We start from the raw sequence: 25627 nt of genomic DNA, 5'->3' as shown, positions 1-25627 counted from the left end.
GCGGTGTAAAAGGCAATCTTACAAGGGTAGGGTTGCCTTTTTGCTTTGAAAAATTTCAATTTTTTTATTTCGTCAGGGAGTGCTGAAATAGATTCCAGGTCCTTATTTTTTATTTACAAACAATCCCTTCTATTCTATTGTTAGGTAAGACTTACAAGGAGGTAGAGCGATGGCAGAAATAGTACGTAGAATAAGACCAAGGCAGTATTGGCGTATCAAGGAACATGAAAGCTGGTTTTCAGATATGTCCGAGCAAGGGCTGCTTTTTTATGAGATTGGCACATATATTGCCAAGTTTAAAAAAGGTAATCGTAAAAGAATGGATTACCGACTGGAACTGACAAAAAGCAAATATATATCGAGTGAAAAAATTCGGTTATTTGAAGAAAGCGGCTGGGACTATATTGCGAGTGACCGCAATTTTCACGTATTTGCGGCACCGACTGAACGTAAAGCAAATGAACCTCCAATAAATCGAGAAGAGCAAATCTCAATAGCAAAAAAAGCTTTTAATAAAACATTATTTAATTTTATAATTAATTTAATTGCAATTATTGTAATCACTACGGTCTTCGTCAAATCTTTCGAAAACGGAAATATTTCTGTTTTGCAACTGATAGATGGATATACACTTGCTCCATTGTTAGTATTATTCGTTAATTTTATACAAATACTTCCGATAGGTAAAAGCTTATTTGGAATAAATCGTTTGCATAATGAACTTAAGGCTGGGATATTAGACGATCAACAAAAACCATGGGAAAACTTTTACCGGTCAGGTATTGTCTACAGTTTCATAGTATTAGTAATTACATTAACTCTTGTGTTTATTCCGATTTACCAAATATGGAGTATGAAAACAACCCCTTTACCAGAAGAAGATACAGGGCTGCCAATTGTCCGACTTGCTTCAATTGAAAATCAGCCGCATCTTAAAAGGAAGCCATTTTACTTCGAAGGCGAGGATTTGGGAAGCACCTACTCATCACAGTGGAATATTTTTGCTTCTGTCCAATATGATTCAACAGAAATGGGCGTTATTCAGGAAGGGGAATGGTACGATCCAAATCATGCATATCAACCATCAATCTCATCGGAAGTTTATAAGCTACGTTTCAATTCCCATGTTAGCTCACTAGTTAATGAGTTAATAATCAAGCATACATATGGAAGTGATCCTGCAAGTTTTAAAGAAAGAAAACACACAGCTTTTGATCGTCTGCTGATTAGGGATAATTCTTTTCATAAAGATTTTCTTTTTGTAAGGGGTCGGACCGTGATGTATATCAATTATAGGGGTCAGGTTAAAGATGATGTAATCATAGAGAAAGCTGCTGAGAAAATGGCATTACTTGCTGACGATTGAAGGAGTCACTAGTAATATTCTAATAAACATTTAAATCATCTAATATCAAGTTGACATCTTCTAATAAGTTACCGATTTTCTAATATATAAGACAATTGTTCTAATAATGCTTTTACATGTTCAAATAAACATTCGGAAAATGCTAATAACCTGTTGAAGTTTTCTAATAAATATAAAATTCTTCTAATAAAATCAGTCACCGGTCATATCATCAGAAGGCATACAAGTAAAGCCACACTAACAATCCATTAAAATTAAAATTCCTCTAGCTTCATTTCGATGAACATGTTAACATATTTAAAAATTCAGAAAATGAAGGTGATTAAATGGAGAATGTTCTGTTCTTTATAATTGCGTGTATTCTGCTCATTATTTTACCGGGTCCTGATACAGCGATCGTTACGAAAAATACGATTGTTAACGGACAAAAGGTGGGTTTTCAAACGATGGTCGGTTCTTGTGCGGGGTTAACCGTCCACACTATTGCAGCCGTTGCAGGGCTATCGGCGATAATTGTAAAGTCTGCCGTAGCATTTACAGTACTGAAATACGTCGGAGCAGCCTACTTATGCTACTTAGGCGTAAAAACATTGATGAGCATGCGTTCGAAAAAGGCAGATACGGAGGAAATGACGGACATTCCCGAAATTGAAGCAAAAGGCAATTCTTATTTTAAACAGGGTCTCATTACTAATATCACAAACCCTAAAGTAGCGGTTTTCTTCCTTACGTTTTTGCCGCAATTTCTAGCAAAAGATACAGAACCGTTTTGGCCGTTTCTGACGATGGGCATCATATATATCATCTTAACATTTGTCTGGTTTGCGCTCTATGTATTTTTACTGAACAAAATTCGCAATTTCATGAAAAAACCTGCTACACAATCGGTAATCGAAACGTTGACGGGTGCTGTACTAATCGGATTTGGCATCAAGCTTGCATTTGAAAAACAAATGTAACAGTTAACTATGCGTAATTCACATTAAAAACACAATAGCTTATTCACCGCTTATTCTTTTTTAAAAAAGGGTATAGTTCCCTAATTCTAGAAAAAAGGATGATGAAAAATGGGCTTGTATATTACAATGTGGATAGCCATGATCGCTGTAATAGTAGTAAATGTGCTGTCAAATACACTGCCGTTAAACGGGCAAACGGCGTCTGAAATAACAAATCGTCTGGAAGTATTATTTACGCCGGCAGGCTATGTGTTTTCCATTTGGTCGCTGATTTATGGATTGCTTGTTTTATGGCTGATTACTATATACCGCAAAGTGAAAGACAACCGTTTTAAAGGAAAAGTGGGTATTTTATTTATCATCAGCTGTATATTTAATATTGCTTGGCTGTTCAGTTGGCATTATGAACAGTTTATACTGTCCATTATCGTTATGTTCTTTTTGTTATTTACACTGATAGCGATTTACCTGCAGTATAAAAATACAGAAAAAGGTCTTTCAGAGCGTTTTCCGTTTTCATTTTACTTAGCTTGGATATCCGTAGCGACAATTGCTAATGTAAGTTATGTGTTAAAATATCATGGAGTCGATTTGGGGATTTCAGAGGTGGTCGGTTCGCTCGTACTTGTAGGAGTTGCGGTTATTCTCGGTTATTTGGCCGTTGCCATTTCGCAGGATATTTTCTTTCCACTAGTCATCGTTTGGGCTCTAATCGGTATTGCTGTAAAAACAGATAATTCGACAATGCAGTACGGTACAATCGCATTAACGGCGATATTAATTATCGCGGCACTCATTCGCTATGTTCGTATGAAGACGAAAAAGTTCGCATAATGAATAAGGGTTGTAGTATAAGTCGGAACAGACTTGATACTACAACCCTTTATTTTGGACATTATTTGAAAAATACAATCGACATAAAGCCCATGTAAAAACATAGTGTCACCGCAAAAGTCATAGCAGCCGATACAATGACCGGCAACTGTTTAATATAACTTACGATGACAAGACCGATGAACAGTGCAGTCAACAGGAAAAATCCTAAGCCAATACCTGTCATTTGGAAATACCCGCGCATACCGGCTTCAATTGAGCTACGGTAGAACAATTCAAAAAACGGCGAAATTTCCTGTACATAAAAACTAGGTGGCTGTTGCTCACTATACAGTGCGGTAATGAATAAAATCAATATGAGCAAAATCATTTCAATCCGTACCCATGTACGCGGTTCAAACAATGGCTTGTTCAACTTCAATTTAATGAGCAGACTGTTTGCCATAATAATAACAGTCAACGGTACGAGCAAAACATGTTTAATGAATAGGAATTGACCATAATTGCTCGACCAGCTTGTCACATAGCCAGGAACAATCGTGTCAGTCATCAGGACACCAGTTAAAGCAACGGCTGTAAAAGCTACGAGCGCAACAGGGGAGAACCATTTTAAAAAGTCTTCCCAGTTGAGTGCATTCTTTGAGAAAAAACTCATCATGAGTAAAACACCGAGCCAAACACTGACAGCAAGAAGGTGAACAAAATCGAGGGCCGATCCGATAAGACCGGTCATCGAGCCTGCGTGACTTATATAGCCAATTGCCGCCATAATGGCGATTAAAATAAAGATTGCCATTATCGCCATAAGCTTCGAAGGTTTTTTCATAAATTGTCCAATTACAATCAGCAAAATAATTGTAAAGCCAACGATCGCCAGCCACGAATGACCAACTTTGAATTTCATAAGCAGCATGCCAACTGATTCAATAAGTCCGAACTGCGGTGTCAAAATTGTCAGCAATTGAATATTCGGTACAAATGTGACAACCGGCAAAATGACCGCACTAACAATGAGCCACTTTGCTGAGACAGCAATTTTCGGTCGGACTGTTTCTGGGATACAGTATAAGATAAATGAGCCCATTAGAAAAGCTAAACTAACATAGAGTAAAAATTGACTAAAAATGGTCAATGCCATCATTTTATATTTTTCCGTCTAGCAATAGTGAAAATACTTACTACTATAATAAGAAGTAAAAGGGCTCCAACTATATATAGTAATGTATTGTTTGATGTTTCTTCCTCATCTGCCGCAGTCGTTTCCGCTACGTTATTTTCTACCGTTTCGTTTACTTCTACTTGCTCTTCATTTTCTTCTGTAACTTTTTCTTCAACCGGTTCTTCTGCTACAGGTGCATCAACCGTAAAGGAGAATTGACCTGACAATGGGTGGCCATCAGCACTAATACTATTCCACTCAACTGTATAGTCATCATTTGGTAATGGGGAATCAAAAGTACCCGTTAAAACACCATCGACTAAATCCATCGATACTGTTTCTATTTCTTCACCGTTACTTGAAATTACTTTAAATGTACTGCCTACTTCAATTTTACCGGTGTATGTAAGTTCGATCGACTGCAATAGTTCTGTTACAACTGCTCCATCCTCAGGGTTAGTCGTGTCTAAATACGTATGTGCTGCTGCGTTCGGTACAAGTATAAATAGCGCAGCAAGAATCGATAATAATATTGTTCTCATATTAATATGATTCTCCTTTCATATGTTTTTTTACTCAATCCATATTGTAGCCGAACAATAAAACATTTGCACTGTTTCCGCTTTTTAAACTTGAGGAAATGTCAGTAAGAGAGAATTGTTATGCTATAATATTGTCACAAATGAAAAGGGGATCAACATGAAACATTTTGTAGAGGATATTTATTTAAATGGACATAAACAGGCCGTTCTGCTTTTACATAGTTTTACGAGCAATTCGAAAGAGATGCACTATGTTGCAAAAATGCTTCATAGTAAAGGGTATACGAGTTATGCGCCAAATCTGGCAGGGCACGGAGCATCACCGGAACAATTATTTGCAAGTTCTATGGAGCAAATATGGAAACATAGCAAACAGGCAGTTCAATTTTTAATCGATGAAAAATATGAAGCGATTACGGTAATTGGTCAGTCATTAGGTGGTGTATTAGGAATAAGACTGGCAAATGAATTCCCTGAAGTGAAGGGTTTATGTATTATTTCTTCACCAGTATTGGAACGGCCTGTGGAAGGTTTGGAACAGCGTGTTGTCTATTATTCCAAGAGGTATTTACAAAATAGAGGAAGTTCTGAACAGGAACTGGAAGCATTTCTAAACAATCACTTCCCGAGACCTGTGGAAAAATTGATTGCATTGCAGCAGTTTATCGTTGAAACAGGCAAGCAGCTCCATTTTCTAAAACAGCCGCTTTTCTTGGCAAAGGGGATGTTGGACGAACCGGTTTTCCACCAAAGCATTGATATGATTGAAAAGACTGCAATTAGCAAATTCATTACGAAAAAAAAATACGACAACAGCGGCCATCTTATTACATTAGGAAAAGAACGCCAATTACTGACGGAAGATATCATTCGATTTATCGAGGGAATAGAAAAAGGAACTGTCTAATTTTAGACAGCTCCCCGTGTTATTCTTCTTCGCTGTTAAACCATAACGGGTCATTATCATCAACATCGCCATTATAATTAATAAAAATCTCTTCGCCTGCTTCAATATCTTTATAGGCAAAGAAATCAAATGTTTCGTTGTCGAAATTGATTTCATATGTGGCATTCGGCTCATACGAATGGTTAAATAGCATCCCGTAGCCTAATAGGATTGCAGAGCGTCCAATGCCAAATTCAAACGCATAATCCGCAAGATTCGTTTTTTCAATATGTTCATGCTGCTCATTTGGATAGCTTAGTACCGGTGCTTGGTGGAATAACGTTCCTTCAGGAATTGCGTTAATCGCAAAAATACCGCGATTATATTCCCCTTCACTTATCGGGGAATTCTTTACTTCGATCATATTTTTCGCCTTCTAACTTTTAAGATTCTTTCCTACTGTAACATGTATTATAGAAGAAAGGTTGTTTAATTACTTATTTACGTAAATAATTTATTGGAAGGATGAAGTTCATGCAAAAACTGCAATATGAACCCGCCTGGGATAAAGCGATTTCAGCCCAGGATCGATTATTAATAGAACAAGTTTTTCAACAAACTAAAGAACAGGACAAGAGAATTTCCTGTTGCCTTATACGAACGGCTATTAATCATAAACAACAAAAGCTCATCATTACACTTATTCATAACCGGACAGATCAGCAATTGAAATTCCGAAATACGGAAATAAGTATTATAACAGAAACGGAGAAAATTACTCAAAATTTTACAATTGATGCACTCCAAATTCCTCCTTTTTGTTCAATGCCATGGACGTTTATTTTCGACGAAAGTATTGATTTTCAATTCACAGAAATAAAACAGATAGATATTGAAATATAATGGGATTGAGGTGAAGGAATCGATGCATGAAATGAATGCAGGAATTTGGCTCACATTCGTAACCCCTATCTTTTTAGTCAGTGCATTATATTTTACACTGTCATTTTTACTACATTTGAAAAGCGACAATATTCGTTTAATGACACAATCGAAGTGGGGAGCAGTCATCTCACTGGCGATTGCTTTAATTGTGCCGGCGATCTATCAAATCGTTGTTTATTATCAAGTCATGAGTTATTAAAAATGTTAAAACCAAAAGACCGCTATGTAAATAGTGGTTTTTTCTTCTTATAACCTCGAATTCATCTTTAAATCACAGTATTAATTTCTAAATAAATACAAATAAATATGCTTTTTTACGTTAATCCGCTAAAAGCATACTATTCCAGTATGAATTGTTTAAATTAGCTATTGACTTTAAATAAATGCATCTGTAAACTAACGAATTAAGAATACTGAATTGCAAGAAAATTCTATAACTAGTAAAGGAGAGGTGTTATGGGAGCAGTTGCACATATTGATGAAATCGCGGAAAAGCTTGCCGAACAGTTTGAACAGACCGCCGTAGAGCGGGATAAAATTGGAGGCAATGCAAAAATAGAGCGGGATTTAATACGAGAAAGCGGACTTTTAAAACTTTTAATTCCGACAGAATACGGTGGTTTAGGTGGGAATTGGCATGATGTGTTTAAAGTTGTCCGAACGATTGCACGTGCGGATAGTTCACTTGCACATGTTTTAGGCTATCATTTTATCAATCTCGTTACACCGCATTTATGCGGGTCACAAGAGCAAAAGGAATTTTATTATCATGAAACAGCCAAACATAATTATTTTTGGGGGAATGCGTTCAACCCGGTGGCTATTCAACTGAAGGCTGAAAAAACAACAACAGGCTATTTGTTAAACGGCGTAAAAACGTTCTGTTCTGGTAGTATCGATTCGGATGTATTATTAGTATCGGCGTTAGTGGAAGGGCAGGATGAGCCATTATTGGTCGTTATTCCTAGTAAACGGATAGGTGTAGATATAAAAGGCGATTGGGACAATATGGGGCAACGCCAGACAGACAGTGGAACGATTCTTTTCAACGATGTTGAAGTACATGATGAAGAAGTGTTGCAGCAAGGCTTTTACGCAAGCGAGTTTTCACAGCTGCGTCTGAATATCGCTACATTTATTTTAAACCATGTTTATTTAGGGATTTCAGAAGGTGCTCTTCAATCAGCGCTTACATATACAAGAGAGCAAACAAGACCGCGTGCCATTACACAGACTTCGGCGATTGAAGATCCGATTATCCAGCATCATTACGGCCAGTTTTACGTACAGGTTGAAGCTGCGAATCTGGTTGTGAAAAAAGCGGATCAATTATTACAGGAGCTTTGGGATCAACCCGGAATAATTACACCGGAGCATCGCAGTAATTTGGATGATGCACTGCAAACAGCGAAAATCTTCACAACGCAAGTAGGGCTCGATATTACATCAAAAATTTTCGAAGTGATGGGTAGCCGCGCTACTGCAGGCTGTTATGGGTTTGACCGCTATTGGCGTAATTTGCGGACGATGACACTGCATGTTCCGGTTGATACATCGATCCAATCATTAGGTAGAAAATTTCTGTTAGGAGAGTGAGTACATGGTTCAATTATTGGAACGTCCAGTGCCACAACAAACCCCTATATCTACAAAAGATAGTACAGAGAAAAAAACGAAGATTAAAGTCCAGAATATCGATTTCAGTTATGATGCGACGACAAAAATTTTAAATAATATTCAGCTTGAAGTGCAAGATGGCGAGTTTCTCGTATTTATGGGACCTTCCGGATGCGGAAAAAGTACATTGCTCAGAATGATGGCAGGGCTTGAACCATTTTCAAATGGCAATATCGAAATAAACGGTAAATCCGTAAAGGAAACTCACCCTGACTGCGGAGTCGTTTTCCAGGATTATTCCTTATTTCCATGGCTGACGGCACAGGCTAATGTCATGCTTGCATTAAAACAACGTAATAAAAAAATGCCGAAAAAAGAGCTTGCACATATCGCAGAGCAATATTTGACACTTGTCCATTTAGGGCACGCCGTAAAAAAATATCCTGGCCAAATGTCAGGTGGTATGAAACAGCGTGCAGCCATTGCGCGTGCATTAAGCTACGGTTCGGATTTACTGCTGATGGATGAACCATTTGGCGCTTTGGATCCTGTCACACGTATTCAACTGCAAGATCTGCTTGTTCAAATTAGTGCCGAACAAAAACGTACAGTCGTATTTGTTACACATGATGTTGACGAAGCCATTTATTTGGCGGACCGGATTGTCATCTTTGCTCCCGGGAAAAACGGGGCGGTGACGAAAAGCATTCAAGTACCGATTGAGAAAAAAGGGACGGATCGTCAAAAACTATATGAAAACAAGGAGTTCCGTGCATTTCGTGAATCCCTTTTAAATGAGATGAACGAACAGATCGTCAATAGTTTAAAAACAGAAATAGCAGATGGAGCAGGAATATAGGAGGATCGTTAAATGAAAAAAACAAATCAGAAATGGATCGCTTCACTCGCTTTAACAGTAGGTTTACTCGCTGCATGCGGAGATGATGAACAAATTTCAAAAGGAGCAGCCTCTGACGATTATGAAATCACGGTTGGATTAAGTCAGTCTGCAGGTGGAACACTTGTCGATATTGCTCATCAGGAAGGCTATTTTGAAGAAGAACATATTTCGGTCAATCGTGTTGGCTTTGCAAACTCGGCAGACGGACTGAATGCACTCCAGGCGGGGAAAATTGATGTCGGATTAACATTCGGTACAGCTGGCCCCTTAACGTTTATCGCAAACGGCTCGGATTTCTCCATTATTGGAGGGCATTTGGAGGGCGGACACCCGATTTTAACGAAAAAGGAAAACGCGGGGCAATATACTTCACTTGAAAGCTATAAAGGAAAAAAAGTTGGAACGATCAGGATCTTTACATCGGATATCGTTTTCCGTTCTGCGCTTGAAGATGCAGGTATCGACTGGAAAAAGGATCTGGAAATTGTTGAATTCAAAACAGGTAGTATGCTACTTGAAGCTGTAGCATCAGGAAAAGTGGACGTTGCAGTATCTGCAAATTCATTTTACGCACAAGCGGTCGATATGGGTCTTGAAGCAGTTGCATGGAGCAATGATTTACAGGAAGGGCATGTATGCTGTCGTGTTGTAACACGCTCGGAATTATTGGCGGAAGAAGATGGGGAAGCATATAAACGTTTCTTAAAAGCGCTTATTCGCGCGGAACGTAAAAAGATTGAAGATCCGCAATCAGCAGTAACTGCAGCGAAAGAGTATATGAAAGTCGATGAGAAAGTAATTAATACGATTGTAAACGACAGCCACTCGAATTATTCTTCTGATCCAAGCAGAGAGAAAGTAGTTCAAATGTGGGAGCAGATGAAAGAAATCGGCTATGTTGAAAATGTGGATGATATTGATGTAAACGAATATGTAAATATCGATCTATACGAAAAAGCATTAACTGAGTTAATCGAACAATATCCGGATGATGCTTATTACAAAGATCAGCTCGTTCGATTTAATGAACAAAACATTTAAGGGGTGGGATGGAATGCTCACATTTTTTAAACGCTATAATCTTACTATTTTGATAGGAATTATATTTATTGTCGTCTGGGCACTTGTCACAAAATATGCGACATGGATTAACCCGGTTATATTCCCGCAGCCGCTAACGGTCATTGAATCCTTTTCCGCAAAAATAGGGGAGCTTGTAACTGGTGTAGTAAGCTCGATGAAATTGCTGATTCCTGGATTTTTCGGAGCATTGGTGACAGGTATTGTAGGCGGTCTGTTTTTCGGATTGAACAAACGGTCACGTGAAATATTAATGCCTTACTTTCATGCACTAAGTCCGATTCCGCCAACGCTGTTCATACCATATGTCATTGCAATTTTACCGACTTTCCAAACAGCTTCGATGTCTCTTATTTTTATCGGCGCATTTTGGCCAGTATTTTTAGGGACGATTCATGGCGTCCTGCTGATTGAAAAGCATTATCTTGACAATGCGAAATCTCTTGGTTTAAAAGGACCGATGTTTTTGCTGAAAGTCGTGTTGCCCGCAAGTGCACCCCATATTTTAAGTGGTGCTAGTACATCACTTGGTATGAGCTTCCTGATTTTAACGATCGCCGAAATGTTCGGTGCTTCATCAGGAATGGGCTTTTTCATCCAGTATTACAGTGATTTCTCACAATATCATTACGTGCTTGCAGGCATTATTTTTAACAGTATTATAATTGTCGCTATCATGATTGCATTTGAAAAATTAAAAAAACGCCTGCTGTTCTGGACAAATTTAAAGGCTGATGGTAAATGAAAAGACTTTTACTTACAGTGCTACTGCTTACCGGCTGTAGTGCACAAGCAAACGAAACGCTCGATGTAACATTAAATGCCAGTAAATCTGAGCTCAAAGCATTCGAACCTGTAACGATCACAGCAACCGTAACGTACCACGGTGAACCAATTCAAAACGATGTGGAAATTGAATTCGAAATGATCAATCCAACCGGCAATGCCATTGGTTCCGTGACACCAGATCCTAGCGGGGACGGGAAGTTTACGATAGAAACGAGCTTTGACGGTACCGGCACTTATAAAGTGATTTCACATGTTAGTTATGGGGAACAGCACGAAATGCCTGAAATCGAGGTGAAGCTAAAATGAAAAAATGGATACAGCTATCATTATCCGCGGTCCTGATAGTCGCACTAAGCTATGCCATTATTTCAAATACGTCCAAACAGAAGGCAGAAGCGAAAACCGAGGAAATTGTGCTCCAGTCAACTTCCGGTGAGCAATTTGCCATTCCGGATGAAGGCAACTATATCCTTAACTTCTGGGCAACCTACTGCCCCCCATGTGAACGGGAAATGCCCGCGTTCAAAGCGGCGTATAAAACACTTCAGTCACATAACATTGAGCTTTATGCAGTCAATGTGGAAGAACCGACAAGGCTGGTCAATCAATACTTAACGAAATTCGATTTGCCTTTTCCAATTCTGTTAGACCGTAAAGGGCAGCTGAAAGAAAACTATAAAATTTTAACATTGCCGACGACGTTATTTTTGCAAGATGGAAAAGTAGTACACACCGTAAAAGGTGAACTGACAGAACAAGAATTGCTTACACTTACCCATAAATTTCTTTATTAAAGGAGAATCTTTCATATGACATTTTTTAATCAGGAAACAATCGCTCTCCATACAGGTCAAACAGTTGACCCGGTAACACGCTCGCGTGCAGTTCCGCTGTATCAGACAACTTCTTATGTATTTGATGACACAGAACATGCAGCGAACCTCTTCAAATTACAGGAAAGCGGCTACTTATATTCGCGAAATGCCAATCCGACAAATGCAGTATTTGAAGAGCGTCTTGCCGCATTGGAAGGCGGTGTCGGAGGATTTGCGGTCGCTTCAGGACAGGCGGCGATCTTAATTGCTGTACTGACTGTCGCACAGGCAGGAGATGAGATTGTAGCAACGAATGCCCTTTATGGCGGGACGTATACATTGTTCTCTAAAACATTGCCTCGCTTCGGTGTAACAGTACGCTTTGTCGAAGGATCTGACTTACAGGAAGTTGAAGCAGCAATCAATGATAAAACACGCGCCGTATTCACTGAAACAATCGGCAATCCGAGCTTGCAAATTGCAGATATTGAAGGATTGGCACAAGTAGCCCATCGTCATGACGTTCCGCTTATTGTTGATAATACATTTGCGACACCTTACTTATCAAAACCGATTGAATTTGGAGCAGATATTGTTGTGCATTCCACAACAAAATTTATCGGCGGTCACGGAACTTCGCTAGGAGGTGCAATTATTGACGGCGGTAAATTTGAGTGGAAAGCGCCTCGATTCACAAGCTTCGTTGAACCGAATGAATTAATCGGCAACCGTTCGTTTGTAGAAGCCGCTGGAGAAAAAGCATTTATTACGAAAGCACGCTTCGAGCTAGGGCATGATTTAGGTGCCACATTATCACCGTTCAATGCTTGGCTTTTCATTCAAGGTCTTGAATCACTGGCAGTACGCGTTCGTCAGCATGTTGTAAACGCACAGGCAGTTGCTGAATATTTAGTGGAACATGATTTAGTGGAATGGGTAAATTATCCGACACTACCTGGCAATGATCCAAACAATTTGGTAGAGAAGTATTTACCAAAAGGGGCAGGGTCGATTTTCAGCTTTGGGATCAAAGGCGGACTAGAGGCAGCGAAGGCATTTATTAATAATGTTCAGCTACTTTCACATGTTGCCAATGTCGGCGACTCGAAGTCACTTGTCATCCATCCGGCAAGCACATCGCATTCACGACTATCAACTGAACAGCAGTTAGCGAGTGGTGTAACACCTGGTCTGATCCGTTTATCTATTGGTCTGGAAGATATTGAAGATATTAAAAACGACTTGGCACAAAGCTTGCAGAAAGCTGCCGAAGTAGCTCAAATAACAAAATAACAGGGGGATTTTAACATGGCGATTGCAGTTGTAGTAAATGATGAAGGTATTGTAACACCGATTGTGGAAGGAACGATTTTACGTATTATTCAGCAGGATCATTCTGTGGAAGACTTGCGCAATCCGGCACTCGATTTAACTGAAGGACGCCGTGGCGCTACATTACGTAAGGCAATTGAACAGGGAGCGACAACTTTTGTAGCACCACCTGAAACTTTCTGCGAATTATCTTACAAAAAAGCACAAGAAGAGCAAATTTCGTTTATTAACATTCCGGCAAATCAAACTTTTTCACAAGTGGCAGAGCAGTTGAAATCAGGCACAATTCAACAAACAAACGAATTACCGGCTGATGAAGTAGTAGCTAGTGCACCGGTTACAAAATAAGGAGGAATTAAAATGACAAAAGTAGAGTTTATTACAATGGCGCCAACTTCGGGCGATAGTGAATATGTAGGAAACCAAACGTCAAACAAAGGTGCACAAACATGGTCAGGTGTCGGCGTTGATTCTGATCGTGAACCTTCTGTGGAGTATATTACAAAAGTTGCACAGGCAGCTGAAAAAGCAGGCTTTTCAACATTACTGTTACCGATTGGCGGAAGCTGTGTAGATTCCTTGGTTGCTGCATCGCATTTGACAGCACATACAAAGACATTGAATTATCTGATTGCGGTTCGACCTGGTTCTACTGCCCCTACACAACTGGCAAAACAGTACTCATCAGTCAACTACTGGTCGAATAACCGTGTATTTGTCAATGTCGTAACAGGCGGTGCACCAAAAGAACTTGAGAATGACGGGGATTTCTTATCACATACAGATCGTTACAAGCGTACACGTGAGTATATTGAAATTTTAAAACGCCTGTTTAACGGGGAAACGTTTGATTATAATGGCGAGTTTTACACATTAAAAGGAGCGAACTTACCATTGCCTGTTAAAAATGCGCCACCAATTTTCTTCGGTGGTTCATCACCAATTGCAAAAGAAGTTGCAACAGATGTGGCTGATGTATATATGCTTTGGGGTGAAACATTGGAAACGACAAAACAAGAGCTTGATTCGGTTGTTAAACTGGCAAAAGAAAAAAATCGCGATCTTTCTTACAGCGTTTCATTCCAAGTCGTATTAGGTGAAACAGAAGAAGCTGCATTCGAAAATGCGAACAAAATTATTAGCCAAGTCGACCCTGAAGTATTGGAAGCAAAACATGCCAACACAGTAAACAATGGAGCGGTCGGTGTAAGCCGTCTTCATCAGTTAATGCTTGAGTCTAAAGACAATAATTTTGTGATTGCCCCGAATATTTGGGCAGGGTTAACGCAAGTTTTATCAGGCAATTCAATTGCGCTGGTCGGGACATCACAGCAAGTAGCTGAGCGGATTGTGGAGTTTGTCGATTTAGGTTTTGATAAAGTACTGCTGCGTGGTTTCCCTCATTTGGAGGTCATTGAAGAGATTGGTGAAAAGGTCATTCCACTTGTTCATGAAATATTAGCTAAACGCGAAGAACAGTTAGTATAGGAGGTACGCAAATGACAAAAAAACAAATGAAATTAGGCGTATTTTTAATGGGTACAGGGCATCACATCGCTTCATGGCGTCATCCGGATGCACAGGCTGACGCAAGCGAGAATGTAGAATTTTTTAAAGAAGTTGCTGTCAAAGCCGAGCAAGGTAAATTAGATATGCTGTTTTTAAGTGATGGTTTATCATTTAATGAACTTTCACACCCGGCAGAGCAAGTTCGCTTTGAACCACTTACATTACTAAGTGTTTTATCCACGGTGACTAAAAATATCGGTTTAACCGCTACTGCTTCAACTACGTACAATGAGCCATTTCACATTGCACGTAAGTTTTCATCGCTTGACCATTTAAGCGGGGGACGTGCTGCATGGAATATTGTAACAAGTTACTATTCAGCAGAAGCGAGCAACTTTAACAAGGACCAGCATCTGGATCATTCTCTGCGTTATGATCGGGCAGACGAATTTGTCGAAGTAGTAAAAGGTCTATGGGATTCTTATGAAGATGATGCATTGGCACGTAATAAACAGACAGGTGAATATATTACAAAAGGGAAGCTGCACACGTTAAACCATAAAGGTGAATATTACGCAGTTCGTGGTCCGTTAAATTCATCGCGTCCACCTCAAGGAAGACCGGTTTTAGTACAGGCTGGATCATCGGAAGCCGGTACCACACTTGCGGCACAGCAAGCAGATGTTATTTTTACTGCACAGCAGACGCTTGAAGATGCACGACAATTTTATAAAATACTGAAAGACAAGGCAGTTGCTGCAGGACGTGACCGCGATGATATCAAAATCATGCCGGGCGTGTCGATTTATGTAGCGGAAACGAAAGAAAAAGCTTATGCCAAATATGAAGAACTGCAACAGTTAATTACACCGGAAATAGGCTTGGACTTTTTAGCAGACTACTTAGGGGTGGATCTGTCGAAATATGACCTGGATGGCCCATTGCCGAAAGATATCCCTCCGACAAATGGTAACCGCAGCCGTCAGAAGCTGATCATCGAACTGGCGGAACGTGAAAACCTGACAATTCGTAAATTGTATTTGCGTATCGCCGGATCACGCGGTCATCGCATTATATTTGGTTCACCAAGTGAAATAGCCGATCAGTTAATTGAGTGGGTAGATCAGGAAGCGGCAGATGGCTTTAACTTAATGCCTCCGTATTTCCCGGGCGGCTTTACCGATTTTATTGATTTAGTCATTCCTGAGCTTCAAAAACGCGGGGTATTCCGTAAAGAATATGAAGGCAAAACGCTCCGTGAAAACTTAGGCTTAAAACAAGTTCCATCCCGTTATACTTTACAAAATATTTAGGAGGATTGAATCATGACAAAAGCAGTTTTAATTAATGGTGGAAACAGTGTGACATCCCGATTAACAGGCGTACAGCAATCGATTGAATCATTGCTTGAGCAGTATGGTATTTCGCATGAAACAATTCAGGTTCATCAATTGCCTGCGGAAGATTTAATTACTGCGAACTATGCGAGTGAAACGATTGCAAAAGAAATTGTCAAAGTAGGGGAGGCTGATATCGTATTTTTCCTCACACCGATTTATAAAGGCTCCTATACTGGTATTTTAAAAACTTTTATTGATTTGCTCCCGCAAAAAGGCCTGGAAAACAAAGCCGTCGTACCAGTTGCAATCGGCGGATCGATCGCACATTTATTGGCATTGGAATATTCATTGAAGCCGGTACTTTCTATTTTAGGAGCGACAACAATTTCAAGTCCAATTTATATCGTTGATTCACAAGTAACAAAAACGGACACTGGCTTTATAGTGGAAGAAGCAGCAAAAGAACGCATCGAAAAGGTATGGGAAAGTGTTGCACCTAAAAGTAAAGTAACTGTATAATTTGAAACCCGCGAAGGAGTCATTCCCTTCGCGGGTTTTTTATTGAATGAATGTCTCTGACTAATTGTCAATATATGAAGTAATCCTTTTCATTTCCTGTAAATATGGGAATACTCTCAATGGATTTCATTTTAAATGGAACAGGTTAAAAGTAATTGAGCTTATTACAAAGGAGAGGTCCATATGAATTATAAAAAGGTTACAATTGCGGGCAGCGGTGTATTAGGAAGCCAAATCGCTTTCCAGTCTGCATTTTTCGGATTTGAAGTAAGTGTTTATGATATTAATGAAGACGCAATTACTAAAGCAAAACAGCGGATGGCAACATTAAAAACAACATATGGCGAATATTTTCAAGACGTTGACCGTGCAGAAAAAGCATCTAACAGTCTTAAGTTTTACACCGATTTAGGAGAGGCGACAAAAGATGCAGATCTTGTTATTGAAGCAGTGCCGGAACGTATAGAGATCAAACAGAACTTTTATGAAAAGCTCGGGAAAGTGGCACCTGAAAAAACAGTCTTTGCTTCCAATTCCTCAACATTATTACCGAGTCAATTTGCTGAGTTTACTGGCCGTCCGGAAAAGTTCCTGGCCCTGCATTTTGCGAACTCGATTTGGCAAAACAATACTGCGGAAGTAATGGGGCATCCCGGAATAGATAGGCAGTATGTGGAACAAGTGGCAGATTTCGCACGGAATATCGGTATGATTCCGTTTGTACTGAAAAAAGAGCAGCCAGGCTACATTCTTAATTCTTTATTAGTACCTTTTTTATCTGCTGCAATGGAACTTTGGGTGAAAGATATAGCAGATCCCCAAACGATAGATAAAAACTGGATGGTTTCAACTAGCTCGCCACGCGGACCATTTGCAATATATGATATTGTAGGAATGGAAACACCATATAACTTAAACTTAATGCGTGCAGAACACGATCCTGGAGCTAAATTAGTAGCTGAAAAAATTAAACGTGAAATGATCGATCAAGGTAAAATGGGAGTTTCAACAGGCGAAGGCTTCTACAAATACCCGAATCCGGCCTACATGGATCCTGACTTTTTAAAATCGAATTAATGTATAGTGAAAAATATCCACTTTTCTCCGAGAGAAAAGTGGATATTTTGGATTATGAGTCAACCGCTTTATTTTATTTCGCAGTATACTTTTTAATCGCAGGGATGATCTCGTTACCGATCAGTTCAATATTTTTCATTACTTTATCAAACGGCACACCGCCAAAATCGATTTGGGCCATGAAACGCTGCATGCCGAACAATTCATATTGGTACAGTATCTTTTCAATAATTTGGTTCGGACTCCCTACCATGAGTGCATCTTCCACTTGAGGTGCCTGTTCCACTTGCCAGCGCGGATAGCCTTGACCGCGAATTGCCTGGAAACCACCGCTTAAATGCGGGTGCATCCCGTCAACCGCTTCTTTTTCCGTTTCCGCAACATAAAACAGACTCGTCGTTGCAATCGGTAAAGATGCAGCATCAAATCCGTTGCGATCTGCGGCTTCGCGGTATGCATCAACAGAAGCTTTAAAGTTAATTGAAGGTCCGCCTAATGTTGTCAGCATCATTGGAATTCCCATATAGCCAGCTTTAATCGCACTTCCGGGAGGTCCGCCAACAGCACGCCAAATCGGAATCGAGCCATTTAAAGGTTGAGGTAAAATATGTGCATCTTTTAAAGCAGGACGGAATTTTCCGTTATAGTTAACAACCGTATTATCATTTAACTGTTTAAGCAAAGCAAGCTTTTCCTCAAAAATTTCTTCGTAGTCACGCAGACTAACCCCGAACAGCTCATGTGCACCAACCCTTGAGCCGCGTCCTGCAACAATTTCTGCACGGCCATTTGAAAGTAAATCGATTGTCGCAAAATCCTCGTAAACACGAACTGGATCCGCCACACTTAATACCGTCGCAGAGCTTGCCAGTTTGATGCTTTTTGTTGCCTGGGCGATCGCACCAAGTACGACTGTATGCGCCTGTGTTGTAAAATATTGCTGATGACTTTCACCGACTGCAAATACTTCGATTCCTGCCTGTTCTGCTAATTGACTTGCTTCGATAATTTCCTGAATTCGCTGCTGTGCAGAAATGCGTGAACCAGTTAAAGGATTTGGAATGTGGTCACCTAATGTATAAAGACCAAATTCCATTCCGTTTTTTTCATTGATTCGATATTGTTCCATTTCATTGCCTCCTTATAAAATTGGCTTTAATTTTGCTGTAATTTCCGCACGCTGAGGTTCTAAAAAATCCGGTAAATCCAATTGTTCCCCGAGCGACTTCACATCGCCGTCGCGTAAAAAGCCTGGTCCATCTGTCGCAATCTCAATTAAAATCCCGTTCGACTCACGGAAATATAAGCTTTTAAAATAGAATCGGTCAACAATGCCGGATGAGATAAATCCTCGCGCTTTTACTTGTTCATCCCAAAACGCCAATTCTTCATCATTTTTTACTCGGATGGCTAAATGGTGAATACTGCCGCGACCAGGTTTTTCCGATGGTCCATCCTGTTCAATAATGTAAATTTCCCCAAACATTTCACCATTGATAGATTGGAGAATGGCAGTCGTTTCATCCTGTGTTTTCAATTCATAGCCAAAGATTTCAGTTAATGTTCGAATCAGTTTCCCTTTATTTTTCACAGTTATTTCAACAGTACCCATTCCTTGGATTTGATGTTCAACCGGAATCGGGGATTTTTCATACGTTTCCCAATGTGCCACCTTTGTATTGGGTGCAGCTATAAGTGCCAAACGCAAACCTTCCTCATCTTCAAAAAGGAGGGAAGGACGGTTCGCATAAGTTGTAATACCATCATTTTTTACACCTAATTCATCCAATCGAGTTACCCAATAGTGCAGGCTGTCAACACTTGGTACAATCAGACCGATTTTTGTAATGGCATTTGTGCCTCGGTGCGTCCGCCCGACTAAAGGAATCTCAAAAAATGAAAGCTCTGTACCCGGACTGCCTGTTTTATCACCATAAAAGAGATGGTACATTGATGTGTCATCCTGATTAACTGTCACTTTAACACGGCGTAATCCTAAAATATCACGGTAAAATTTGTTGTTTGGCTGTGCATTCTTCGTAATCATCGAAATATGATGATGTCCTGGAATTGTATACATTGTTCATTCCTCCAATTATTATTTACTGCGCTTTTCGCTATTTTTTTGGACACGAGAGATTAATTTATATAGGGTTTTTTGCTCTTCCTTCGTTAATGTATCATCGAAAAAAGAGGTCTGGAAGGCGAGTTGGGCGTCAAACGCATTGTTTAAAAGTTCAGTACCTTTTTCAGTTAATGAAATATATTTTGTTTTCCAGTTTTGCTGTCTAATAATCAGTTGTTCTTGCTCAAGTCGTGCCAGCATACGGGAAATTCCACCTTGTGTTACTGTCACTTTTTGTGCAAGCTCCGATTGGGGAATCGGTTCAAATAAAGAGATTTGCATTAGGACATCGAATTTCGCCGTAGTTAAATCAAATTGCTTTAAAAATTCATTTGAAAGGGTATTACTTTCATGGGTAAAGCGCATCATTCGCAGCCAAATGAGAGAGCCTAATGTATTACTTTTCATCTGTACACGTCCTTTCTTAGTTATCACTTTACTACTCAACTGACAAAATGACAAGAATAATATCTCGGATTCGAAATAAAATATTACTGTAACTATTTTCCTTTTTTAACGTCAACTTTAGAAAGGGGATGAAGGATGAATGAAAAAAATACTTGTATTTAGTTTGTTGCTACTTTTAGCTGGTTGTAATGATAACGTGCAGCATTTCGAAACAATGGAACGGGCGGAAAACGAATCTATAGATAATGATCGAGTGATTGATAAACATGGACAGCTTGAGAATTCGGATTTATTTCATCAGTTTTTGAAGGATGTTAAAGATAAGGAACAAAAGACACTTAAAGTAACTCGCTATACAATCGAGGGTGCACCAATTTATTGGGCTGTAAAATTTAATGGCGAGCATTTTAACATTGAAATTGATAACAGGGAAGACGAATGGGGAAGTAAAAATATTGAAAACTATCAATGTGATAAATTAACGGAGGAAGTAACCGGTTCATTAACAGATTATAACTTTACGTCTTGTGACGGCGGCTTTGAAATCAATTTATTATCGGTAATTAACGAATAAGCGACATTATTAAAGGCCGATAAAATCTGCTTTAAGAGATTTTACCGACCAAAAATTTACTTGATTTTATTTGCGATTTCCAATGCTTGTGTAAAGTCTTCAATTAGATCATCTTCATTTTCCAAACCGACTGAAAAGCGCAGCAAACCGTCTGTTATTCCGCGTTTTGAGCGTTCTTCCGGTTCCATTGCCGCATGACTCATTTTGGCTGGGTACGATAAGATCGATTCAACACCACCAAGACTAACCGCAAATACCGGGATTTTCATCGCTTCAACAAAAGCTTTAGCAATGTCATAGTTCGGTAAACTAAACGAAAATACCGCTCCCGCTGAAGTTGCCTGTGCCGCATGAATTTCAAAACCTGGGTGAGTGGGGAGCCCAGGGTAATATACTTTTTCCACTAACGAATGTGCATGTAAAAATTGTGCGATTCGCATTGCAACACGCGATTCTTCATTAAAACGTACGGCAGTTGTTTTCATATTTTGAATGAGCGTGAAGCAATCCTGTACACCAAGTACAGAACCGAATGAATTTTGCACGAAATAAATTTCATTACCGAGCGCTTCATCTTTCGTTACAACAAGACCAGCTACTATATCGGAATGCCCCGATAAAAACTTTGTTGCAGAATGAATGACAACGTCTACACCTAACTCCAGCGGCTTTTGATGCAAAGGTGTCATAAACGTATTATCTAAAAACGTTAGCGCACCATGTTGTTTCGCGATTTCTACCACAGCACGGATATCGGTAATACCTAATGTAGGATTCGAAGGTGTTTCCATATAAATTAATTTCGTTTCCGGTCGTACTGCTGCTTTTATTGCTTCCGTGTCAGTGAAGTCGACAAATGTATGCGTAATACCGTAACGTGGCAATACTTTTGTAACGAAACGGTACGTACCACCGTAAACGTCTTCTGTAATAACAATATGGTCGCCTGCAGATAAAATCATAAAGCAGGCAGAGACAGCAGCCATACCTGTAGCAAATGCAAATCCTCGATTACCGCCTTCAAGTTCGGCAATGGCCTTTTCCAATGCGGCACGTGTCGGGTTTCCTGAACGCGCATAATCATATTCACCAAATTCATCAATCGATTCCTGATGGAAAGTCGATGATAAATACATCGGTACGTTTACAGCGCCTTTTTTATCGGCATAGCCTTCACGGATGGCCCCGTGTATTAATGCTGTTTCAATGCGGTTTGTCATGCAAATTCACCTCGTAACGAATCGAAAACTTGCTGTAAGTCTGCGATTAAATCTTCTGCTTCTTCAATACCTACTGAGAAACGAAGTAATCGGTCACATACACCTCGTGCAACACGTTCCTCATACGGCATATCGGCATGCGTTTGCGTAGCAGGGTAAGTAATAAAACTCTCCACGCCTCCAAGACTTTCAGCAAATGTTATCAGCTTGATTCCTTTTAAAAACGGGTTGACCATTGATCGATCTTTGACGCGGAATGACAGCATACCGCCTTTTCCTGTATACAGTACATCTGTCACAAGAGGTTCATTCACTAAGTATTCCGCAACTTTTTTTGCATTCGCATCATGCTGTATTAAACGTAAATGCAAAGTTTTCAGTCCGCGAATCAGCAGCCATGAATCCATCGGTGAAAGCACCATACCAATCCCGTTATGGTAGAATGCTAACTTTTCACATAATTCAGCACCTTTTGCTACGACTAGACCCGCCAATACATCATTATGTCCACCAATATATTTCGTTGCACTATGTAAAACAATATGTGCACCTAATTCAAGGGGACGCTGAAAATACGGAGTGTAAAATGTATTGTCGACAATTAGCAATAAGTTATGTTTTTCCGCTAGTGCCGCATATGCCACAAGATCGATTTCCTGCATTAAAGGGTTTGTCGGAGTTTCGATAAACAATGCTTTCGTATTTTCATTGATTAAACTTTCAACCTCTTCAATGTTAGTAAATGGGTTATATACCGGTTTAATATTGTAGTTTTCCGAAAATGTTTTGAATAGACGATATGTTCCGCCATATAAATCTTCCGGAACGATTAATTCATCGTTCGGTTTAAATAATGACATGACAAGCTGTACTGCCGCCATTCCTGAGCTGCATGCAAATCCTGCATCGCCGTTTTCCAAATCTGCGATTCCTTGTTCAAGGATTGTACGAGTAGGATTTTTAGTTCGTGTATAATCATAGCCTGTTGATTCACCAATGCCCGTGTGCTGATAAGCTGTCGACATATAGATCGGTGGATTGATCGCACCTGTTTTGGCATCACTTAAATTTCCGAGCTGTACTAATTTTGTTTCAATTGAACGTTGTGACATGGATTACACTTCCTTACATGAATTTACTAAACATTTCGAATGAATCGAGTATTACATCAATTTATCATGAACAGATGAAAGGAACAATAGGAGAAACGAGTATTAAGTAGAATAGGGGAATAATTGAATTAAAAAACAAAAAATCCTGGAATACGTTCGCTTCGTACTCCAAGATAAAAAATATTATTTGGCTTGTTCATTTTTTAATAAGTCACGGATTTCTTTTAACAGTTCTTCTTTTGTATCAAGTTCCGGTGTCGATTCTTCCACAACTTCCGCTTCTTTTTTACGGTTTAATTTAGTCAGTAATCGTAATGCCATGAAAATAGCAAATGCGATAATAATGAAATCGATAATCGATTGAACGAACACACCTAACGCTACTTGTGCTTCACCAGATCCAAACTTCCATTCGTTTGTAAGATCGATTCCGCCTGTAAGCATCCCGACAAGCGGCATAATAATATTTTCAACTAATGATGAAACAATTTTACCGAATGCTGCACCAATAACAACTGCAACAGCTAAATCGATAACATTGCCCTTCATCGCAAATTCTTTAAAATCTTTCCACATAATATAGCAACTCCTCTTATAATATTACACAATTTCTAATTTTAGCGATTGACACTTTAATTTTCAACAGTGAAAATTACCTGCTTTTTTAGTAGAATGAGAGATAATGAATTTATTATGTATTATAGATTGGTGGCATTTATGGCAAAAAGTAAGAAAAAAAAACCTATTCTCTCCCCGAAAACAAAAATATTAACAATTATTTTGCTTATCCCGATCACTTTAACAATTTATATTGTGGCTTATTTTAGTTGGCAGCAAATTCGTGGTTGGCCTTTTACGGAAAAATCGGTGTATCAGCAAATCCAGGAACAGTTTGATTTGGAAATTCCAATCGAATATATCCCTGTATATGTCGCTGCAGAGCAAAAATACGGTGTTCCATGGACGCTACTTGCCGCACATCATCGAGTAGAAACCCGGTTTTCCACAATGTCTACACTTATTTCACCGGTTGGCGCAGAAGGCCATCTTCAGTTTATGCCTTGTACATTTGTTGGCTGGCAACACCCATCATGCAAAGATTTAGGGCAGGGGGAGATACCGGAACATGAGAAAATGAATCCTGCCATTATTAAAAAATATGGCGGATATGGGGTTGATGCCAACGGTGACGGAATAGCTGATCCTTTTGATATTGAAGATGCCGTGTTCAGTGCAGCTAAATTTTTATCAATCGCCGGTGTAAATGATGGGCAATTGAAAAAAGCGATTTTTCAATATAATCATAGTGATGAATACGTAGAAAATATCTTATTCTACTATAAACAGTACCGTGATTACGGGAATCAGTTGAAAAAAATTGCGCTTGATGAAAACAAATAAAAAAAGTGTGACGTCAAGTCACACTTTTAAAACTATTCTAGATGCAGAAATATTTAATTTGTTGCTTTACGCATTGAGCGTAGGATAAAGCTTACAATAAAGATTAAGACGATGGCACCGATTAATGCAGGGAATACATAGAAGTCTGATACTTTCCAGCCCCAGTTACCTAAAATCATGCTACCGATCCATGAACCAACAATACCTGCAATAATATTGCCGATAATGCCTCCTGGTACGTCCTTACCTAAAATTACTCCTGCTAACCAACCTAAAATACCACCGATAATTAAAAACCAAATGAAACTCATCATTCTTTCCAACTCCTTTGTTTAAGATTATGAATTATAATTGCATCTAGTTATTTATTTCCTATCATGCAAAAGCTTAAACATTTTTTTAGCTGGAAGTTTTTATGCAGTTCCGAAAATTATGGGAGTAAAATCATTTTATAGTGAATAGTAAAATAATGTTACTTTTTAATTAAATAATGGAAGCACCTAAACAAGATTTGAAATGGCCAAGCGCCCATTTATGTCCGATTTCATTAAAACTTGCTACGGCATATTCAGGAATTGTGATTTTATAGCCTAAATTATAACTGTCTACCGCTGTGTGCAAAATGCAAATATCAGTGCATACACCGACCAGTACAACTTCTTCCACGCCGCGTTCCCTTAGCAAAATGTCTAAATTTGTCCCTGCAAAGGCACTATAACGCGTTTTATCAAATGAAATAACACAATCTTTGTATGTTTCATATAGATCTTTTACCGAACCATACAGTTCCCGGCCTTTTGTTCCTGCAATATTATGCGGCGGAAACAATTTAGATTCAGGATGATAAAGATCGTTTTCAACATGTAAATCATTGGCGAAAACGACTACATCATTTTGTTGAATAAATTGCTCTATAAGAGTACTAATATTGTTTTCTATTGCCTGTCCCGGCTTACCGCAAGTTAATTTACCATCATCCGCTACAAAATCATACGTATAATCAATGACAATCAATGCTTTTTTCATCTTTCATTCACTCCTTTTCAATTGTAAGCTTATTATGCCATGGCTAAAGAAAAAATGTGATCGATATTATAAATCTAAATATTCGAAATAT

General features: G+C 39.2%; 31 protein-coding genes. 20 read left to right on the top strand and 11 right to left on the bottom strand.

From position 1 onward, the window contains the following. The first annotated feature begins 169 nt into the window (after nucleotides 1-169). The 3 genes from MHH37_RS10745 to MHH37_RS10735 all read left to right on the top strand — a co-directional run bounded on the left by MHH37_RS10745 (nucleotide 170) and on the right by MHH37_RS10735 (nucleotide 3159). The gene (locus tag MHH37_RS10745; protein WP_342572894.1) at nucleotides 170-1366 is read left to right on the top strand and encodes a DUF2812 domain-containing protein; all 1197 of its coding nucleotides are present in this window, start codon (nucleotides 170-172) and stop codon (nucleotides 1364-1366) included. A 326-nt stretch (nucleotides 1367-1692) separates the two neighbouring features. Next, complete coding sequence (locus tag MHH37_RS10740) at nucleotides 1693-2325, top strand: LysE family translocator (protein WP_342572893.1); 633 nt, start codon at nucleotides 1693-1695, stop codon at nucleotides 2323-2325. Between the two features lie 108 nt (nucleotides 2326-2433). Then, nucleotides 2434-3159, top strand: coding sequence for a TspO/MBR family protein (locus MHH37_RS10735; protein ID WP_014823755.1), 726 nt, complete (start codon nucleotides 2434-2436; stop codon nucleotides 3157-3159). 61 nt (nucleotides 3160-3220) lie between these two features. On the opposite strand, the gene MHH37_RS10730 is transcribed toward MHH37_RS10735, so the two are convergent. Together MHH37_RS10730 and MHH37_RS10725 are read right to left on the bottom strand one after the other, a co-directional pair. Further along, complete coding sequence (locus MHH37_RS10730) at nucleotides 3221-4300, bottom strand: CopD family protein (protein ID WP_342572892.1); 1080 nt, start codon at nucleotides 4298-4300, stop codon at nucleotides 3221-3223. Continuing rightward, on the bottom strand, nucleotides 4297-4860 hold the full coding sequence (locus MHH37_RS10725) for a copper resistance protein CopC (protein ID WP_008403727.1): 564 nt from the start codon (nucleotides 4858-4860) through the stop codon (nucleotides 4297-4299). Before MHH37_RS10725 ends, MHH37_RS10730 begins: the two co-directional genes overlap by 4 nt. Nucleotides 4861-5017: 157 nt before the next feature. Here MHH37_RS10725 and MHH37_RS10720 point away from each other — a divergent pair, with 157 nt between their 5' ends. Beyond that, nucleotides 5018-5767 carry an alpha/beta fold hydrolase gene (locus MHH37_RS10720; RefSeq protein ID WP_342572890.1) on the top strand — a complete coding sequence of 250 codons (750 nt, stop codon included), beginning with the start codon at nucleotides 5018-5020 and terminating at the stop codon, nucleotides 5765-5767. A 19-nt stretch (nucleotides 5768-5786) separates the two neighbouring features. Here MHH37_RS10720 and MHH37_RS10715 read toward each other — a convergent pair whose 3' ends face one another. Next, entirely contained in the window at nucleotides 5787-6170 is a 384-nt protein-coding gene (locus MHH37_RS10715) for an SET domain-containing protein (protein ID WP_008403724.1), read from the bottom strand. Between the two features lie 110 nt (nucleotides 6171-6280). Between MHH37_RS10715 and MHH37_RS10710 the strand changes: the two genes are divergently transcribed. The 14 genes from MHH37_RS10710 (at nucleotide 6281) to MHH37_RS10645 (ending at nucleotide 17670) form a co-directional block, all read left to right on the top strand. Beyond that, nucleotides 6281-6649, top strand: coding sequence for an SLAP domain-containing protein (locus tag MHH37_RS10710; protein WP_014823758.1), 369 nt, complete (start codon nucleotides 6281-6283; stop codon nucleotides 6647-6649). 22 nt (nucleotides 6650-6671) lie between these two features. Next, nucleotides 6672-6890 carry a hypothetical protein gene (locus MHH37_RS10705; RefSeq protein WP_087616819.1) on the top strand — a complete coding sequence of 73 codons (219 nt, stop codon included), beginning with the start codon at nucleotides 6672-6674 and terminating at the stop codon, nucleotides 6888-6890. Nucleotides 6891-7147: 257 nt separating this feature from the next. Beyond that, nucleotides 7148-8287, top strand: a complete 1140-nt coding sequence (locus MHH37_RS10700) for an acyl-CoA dehydrogenase family protein (RefSeq protein ID WP_342572883.1) — start codon at nucleotides 7148-7150, stop codon at nucleotides 8285-8287. A 4-nt stretch (nucleotides 8288-8291) separates the two neighbouring features. Further along, nucleotides 8292-9167, top strand: coding sequence for an ABC transporter ATP-binding protein (locus MHH37_RS10695; protein WP_342572882.1), 876 nt, complete (start codon nucleotides 8292-8294; stop codon nucleotides 9165-9167). Between the two features lie 12 nt (nucleotides 9168-9179). Next, the gene (locus tag MHH37_RS10690) at nucleotides 9180-10250 is read left to right on the top strand and encodes an ABC transporter substrate-binding protein (RefSeq protein ID WP_342572881.1); all 1071 of its coding nucleotides are present in this window, start codon (nucleotides 9180-9182) and stop codon (nucleotides 10248-10250) included. 13 nt (nucleotides 10251-10263) lie between these two features. Continuing rightward, entirely contained in the window at nucleotides 10264-11034 is a 771-nt protein-coding gene (locus MHH37_RS10685; protein ID WP_342572880.1) for an ABC transporter permease subunit, read from the top strand. Further along, the gene (locus MHH37_RS10680; protein ID WP_342572879.1) at nucleotides 11031-11384 is read left to right on the top strand and encodes a FixH family protein; all 354 of its coding nucleotides are present in this window, start codon (nucleotides 11031-11033) and stop codon (nucleotides 11382-11384) included. The genes MHH37_RS10685 and MHH37_RS10680 overlap by 4 nt, the downstream gene beginning before the upstream one ends. Next, complete coding sequence (locus tag MHH37_RS10675) at nucleotides 11381-11872, top strand: redoxin domain-containing protein (protein WP_342572878.1); 492 nt, start codon at nucleotides 11381-11383, stop codon at nucleotides 11870-11872. The genes MHH37_RS10680 and MHH37_RS10675 overlap by 4 nt, the downstream gene beginning before the upstream one ends. A 15-nt stretch (nucleotides 11873-11887) precedes the next feature. Then, entirely contained in the window at nucleotides 11888-13186 is a 1299-nt protein-coding gene (locus tag MHH37_RS10670; RefSeq protein ID WP_342572876.1) for an O-acetylhomoserine aminocarboxypropyltransferase/cysteine synthase family protein, read from the top strand. 15 nt (nucleotides 13187-13201) lie between these two features. Further along, on the top strand, nucleotides 13202-13573 hold the full coding sequence (locus MHH37_RS10665; protein WP_342572874.1) for a chemotaxis protein CheY: 372 nt from the start codon (nucleotides 13202-13204) through the stop codon (nucleotides 13571-13573). Between the two features lie 12 nt (nucleotides 13574-13585). After that, a complete protein-coding gene (locus tag MHH37_RS10660) occupies nucleotides 13586-14713 on the top strand; it encodes an LLM class flavin-dependent oxidoreductase (RefSeq protein ID WP_342572873.1) in 1128 nt (375 codons plus the stop codon). An 11-nt stretch (nucleotides 14714-14724) separates the two neighbouring features. Next, nucleotides 14725-16047: an LLM class flavin-dependent oxidoreductase gene (locus MHH37_RS10655; protein ID WP_342572871.1), complete on the top strand. Its 1323-nt coding sequence runs from the start codon at nucleotides 14725-14727 to the stop codon at nucleotides 16045-16047. A gap of 12 nt (nucleotides 16048-16059) precedes the next feature. After that, complete coding sequence (gene ssuE / locus MHH37_RS10650; RefSeq protein ID WP_340735138.1) at nucleotides 16060-16593, top strand: NADPH-dependent FMN reductase; 534 nt, start codon at nucleotides 16060-16062, stop codon at nucleotides 16591-16593. A gap of 183 nt (nucleotides 16594-16776) precedes the next feature. After that, a complete protein-coding gene (locus MHH37_RS10645; RefSeq protein ID WP_342572865.1) occupies nucleotides 16777-17670 on the top strand; it encodes a 3-hydroxyacyl-CoA dehydrogenase in 894 nt (297 codons plus the stop codon). Nucleotides 17671-17743: 73 nt separating this feature from the next. Here MHH37_RS10645 and MHH37_RS10640 read toward each other — a convergent pair whose 3' ends face one another. Genes MHH37_RS10640 through MHH37_RS10630 form a run of 3 tightly spaced genes read right to left on the bottom strand, consistent with a single transcriptional unit; the run spans nucleotide 17744 to nucleotide 20203 of the window. Further along, the gene (locus MHH37_RS10640) at nucleotides 17744-18799 is read right to left on the bottom strand and encodes an LLM class flavin-dependent oxidoreductase (RefSeq protein WP_008403694.1); all 1056 of its coding nucleotides are present in this window, start codon (nucleotides 18797-18799) and stop codon (nucleotides 17744-17746) included. A gap of 12 nt (nucleotides 18800-18811) precedes the next feature. Further along, nucleotides 18812-19750, bottom strand: coding sequence for a ring-cleaving dioxygenase (locus MHH37_RS10635; RefSeq protein WP_342572864.1), 939 nt, complete (start codon nucleotides 19748-19750; stop codon nucleotides 18812-18814). Nucleotides 19751-19768: 18 nt separating this feature from the next. Beyond that, nucleotides 19769-20203 carry a MarR family transcriptional regulator gene (locus MHH37_RS10630; RefSeq protein WP_342572863.1) on the bottom strand — a complete coding sequence of 145 codons (435 nt, stop codon included), beginning with the start codon at nucleotides 20201-20203 and terminating at the stop codon, nucleotides 19769-19771. Nucleotides 20204-20342: 139 nt separating this feature from the next. Here MHH37_RS10630 and MHH37_RS10625 point away from each other — a divergent pair, with 139 nt between their 5' ends. After that, nucleotides 20343-20777: a DUF4362 domain-containing protein gene (locus MHH37_RS10625; RefSeq protein WP_342572862.1), complete on the top strand. Its 435-nt coding sequence runs from the start codon at nucleotides 20343-20345 to the stop codon at nucleotides 20775-20777. A gap of 56 nt (nucleotides 20778-20833) precedes the next feature. Here the strand turns inward: MHH37_RS10625 and MHH37_RS10620 are convergent, their stop codons facing one another. The 3 genes from MHH37_RS10620 to mscL all read right to left on the bottom strand — a co-directional run bounded on the left by MHH37_RS10620 (nucleotide 20834) and on the right by mscL (nucleotide 23685). Further along, on the bottom strand, nucleotides 20834-21997 hold the full coding sequence (locus tag MHH37_RS10620; protein WP_342572861.1) for an aminotransferase class I/II-fold pyridoxal phosphate-dependent enzyme: 1164 nt from the start codon (nucleotides 21995-21997) through the stop codon (nucleotides 20834-20836). Next, nucleotides 21994-23109 carry a methionine biosynthesis PLP-dependent protein gene (locus tag MHH37_RS10615; RefSeq protein ID WP_342572860.1) on the bottom strand — a complete coding sequence of 372 codons (1116 nt, stop codon included), beginning with the start codon at nucleotides 23107-23109 and terminating at the stop codon, nucleotides 21994-21996. The genes MHH37_RS10620 and MHH37_RS10615 overlap by 4 nt, the downstream gene beginning before the upstream one ends. A 183-nt stretch (nucleotides 23110-23292) precedes the next feature. Next, a complete protein-coding gene (gene mscL / locus MHH37_RS10610; RefSeq protein WP_342572859.1) occupies nucleotides 23293-23685 on the bottom strand; it encodes a large conductance mechanosensitive channel protein MscL in 393 nt (130 codons plus the stop codon). Nucleotides 23686-23826: 141 nt separating this feature from the next. Here mscL and MHH37_RS10605 point away from each other — a divergent pair, with 141 nt between their 5' ends. After that, on the top strand, nucleotides 23827-24510 hold the full coding sequence (locus MHH37_RS10605) for a lytic transglycosylase domain-containing protein (protein WP_342572856.1): 684 nt from the start codon (nucleotides 23827-23829) through the stop codon (nucleotides 24508-24510). A 53-nt stretch (nucleotides 24511-24563) separates the two neighbouring features. Here the strand turns inward: MHH37_RS10605 and MHH37_RS10600 are convergent, their stop codons facing one another. Next, nucleotides 24564-24824, bottom strand: a complete 261-nt coding sequence (locus MHH37_RS10600; protein ID WP_008403685.1) for a GlsB/YeaQ/YmgE family stress response membrane protein — start codon at nucleotides 24822-24824, stop codon at nucleotides 24564-24566. Nucleotides 24825-24993: 169 nt separating this feature from the next. Beyond that, complete coding sequence (locus MHH37_RS10595; RefSeq protein ID WP_342572855.1) at nucleotides 24994-25536, bottom strand: cysteine hydrolase family protein; 543 nt, start codon at nucleotides 25534-25536, stop codon at nucleotides 24994-24996. Between the last annotated feature and the right edge of the window lie 91 nt (nucleotides 25537-25627).

The sequence above is a fragment of the Solibacillus sp. FSL K6-1781 genome (assembly GCF_038630735.1).
GTDB lineage: Bacteria > Bacillota > Bacilli > Bacillales_A > Planococcaceae > Solibacillus > Solibacillus silvestris.
The sequence above is the reverse complement of the archived record's forward strand: the minus strand, read 5'-3'. Positions and strand labels throughout refer to the sequence as shown.

What these genes read in the sequence shown, in the direction of transcription:
- MHH37_RS10745 (WP_342572894.1), top strand. Translation starts at nt 170, where the DNA reads ATGGCAGAAATAGTACGTAGAATAAGACCAAGGCAGTATTGGCGTATC.
- MHH37_RS10740 (WP_342572893.1), top strand. Translation starts at nt 1,693, where the DNA reads ATGGAGAATGTTCTGTTCTTTATAATTGCGTGTATTCTGCTCATTATT.
- MHH37_RS10735 (WP_014823755.1), top strand. Translation starts at nt 2,434, where the DNA reads ATGGGCTTGTATATTACAATGTGGATAGCCATGATCGCTGTAATAGTA.
- MHH37_RS10730 (WP_342572892.1), bottom strand. Translation starts at nt 4,300, where the DNA reads ATGATGGCATTGACCATTTTTAGTCAATTTTTACTCTATGTTAGTTTA.
- MHH37_RS10725 (WP_008403727.1), bottom strand. Translation starts at nt 4,860, where the DNA reads ATGAGAACAATATTATTATCGATTCTTGCTGCGCTATTTATACTTGTA.
- MHH37_RS10720 (WP_342572890.1), top strand. Translation starts at nt 5,018, where the DNA reads ATGAAACATTTTGTAGAGGATATTTATTTAAATGGACATAAACAGGCC.
- MHH37_RS10715 (WP_008403724.1), bottom strand. Translation starts at nt 6,170, where the DNA reads ATGATCGAAGTAAAGAATTCCCCGATAAGTGAAGGGGAATATAATCGC.
- MHH37_RS10710 (WP_014823758.1), top strand. Translation starts at nt 6,281, where the DNA reads ATGCAAAAACTGCAATATGAACCCGCCTGGGATAAAGCGATTTCAGCC.
- MHH37_RS10705 (WP_087616819.1), top strand. Translation starts at nt 6,672, where the DNA reads ATGCATGAAATGAATGCAGGAATTTGGCTCACATTCGTAACCCCTATC.
- MHH37_RS10700 (WP_342572883.1), top strand. Translation starts at nt 7,148, where the DNA reads ATGGGAGCAGTTGCACATATTGATGAAATCGCGGAAAAGCTTGCCGAA.
- MHH37_RS10695 (WP_342572882.1), top strand. Translation starts at nt 8,292, where the DNA reads ATGGTTCAATTATTGGAACGTCCAGTGCCACAACAAACCCCTATATCT.
- MHH37_RS10690 (WP_342572881.1), top strand. Translation starts at nt 9,180, where the DNA reads ATGAAAAAAACAAATCAGAAATGGATCGCTTCACTCGCTTTAACAGTA.
- MHH37_RS10685 (WP_342572880.1), top strand. Translation starts at nt 10,264, where the DNA reads ATGCTCACATTTTTTAAACGCTATAATCTTACTATTTTGATAGGAATT.
- MHH37_RS10680 (WP_342572879.1), top strand. Translation starts at nt 11,031, where the DNA reads ATGAAAAGACTTTTACTTACAGTGCTACTGCTTACCGGCTGTAGTGCA.
- MHH37_RS10675 (WP_342572878.1), top strand. Translation starts at nt 11,381, where the DNA reads ATGAAAAAATGGATACAGCTATCATTATCCGCGGTCCTGATAGTCGCA.
- MHH37_RS10670 (WP_342572876.1), top strand. Translation starts at nt 11,888, where the DNA reads ATGACATTTTTTAATCAGGAAACAATCGCTCTCCATACAGGTCAAACA.
- MHH37_RS10665 (WP_342572874.1), top strand. Translation starts at nt 13,202, where the DNA reads ATGGCGATTGCAGTTGTAGTAAATGATGAAGGTATTGTAACACCGATT.
- MHH37_RS10660 (WP_342572873.1), top strand. Translation starts at nt 13,586, where the DNA reads ATGACAAAAGTAGAGTTTATTACAATGGCGCCAACTTCGGGCGATAGT.
- MHH37_RS10655 (WP_342572871.1), top strand. Translation starts at nt 14,725, where the DNA reads ATGACAAAAAAACAAATGAAATTAGGCGTATTTTTAATGGGTACAGGG.
- ssuE (WP_340735138.1), top strand. Translation starts at nt 16,060, where the DNA reads ATGACAAAAGCAGTTTTAATTAATGGTGGAAACAGTGTGACATCCCGA.
- MHH37_RS10645 (WP_342572865.1), top strand. Translation starts at nt 16,777, where the DNA reads ATGAATTATAAAAAGGTTACAATTGCGGGCAGCGGTGTATTAGGAAGC.
- MHH37_RS10640 (WP_008403694.1), bottom strand. Translation starts at nt 18,799, where the DNA reads ATGGAACAATATCGAATCAATGAAAAAAACGGAATGGAATTTGGTCTT.
- MHH37_RS10635 (WP_342572864.1), bottom strand. Translation starts at nt 19,750, where the DNA reads ATGTATACAATTCCAGGACATCATCATATTTCGATGATTACGAAGAAT.
- MHH37_RS10630 (WP_342572863.1), bottom strand. Translation starts at nt 20,203, where the DNA reads ATGAAAAGTAATACATTAGGCTCTCTCATTTGGCTGCGAATGATGCGC.
- MHH37_RS10625 (WP_342572862.1), top strand. Translation starts at nt 20,343, where the DNA reads ATGAAAAAAATACTTGTATTTAGTTTGTTGCTACTTTTAGCTGGTTGT.
- MHH37_RS10620 (WP_342572861.1), bottom strand. Translation starts at nt 21,997, where the DNA reads ATGACAAACCGCATTGAAACAGCATTAATACACGGGGCCATCCGTGAA.
- MHH37_RS10615 (WP_342572860.1), bottom strand. Translation starts at nt 23,109, where the DNA reads ATGTCACAACGTTCAATTGAAACAAAATTAGTACAGCTCGGAAATTTA.
- mscL (WP_342572859.1), bottom strand. Translation starts at nt 23,685, where the DNA reads ATGTGGAAAGATTTTAAAGAATTTGCGATGAAGGGCAATGTTATCGAT.
- MHH37_RS10605 (WP_342572856.1), top strand. Translation starts at nt 23,827, where the DNA reads ATGGCAAAAAGTAAGAAAAAAAAACCTATTCTCTCCCCGAAAACAAAA.
- MHH37_RS10600 (WP_008403685.1), bottom strand. Translation starts at nt 24,824, where the DNA reads ATGATGAGTTTCATTTGGTTTTTAATTATCGGTGGTATTTTAGGTTGG.
- MHH37_RS10595 (WP_342572855.1), bottom strand. Translation starts at nt 25,536, where the DNA reads ATGAAAAAAGCATTGATTGTCATTGATTATACGTATGATTTTGTAGCG.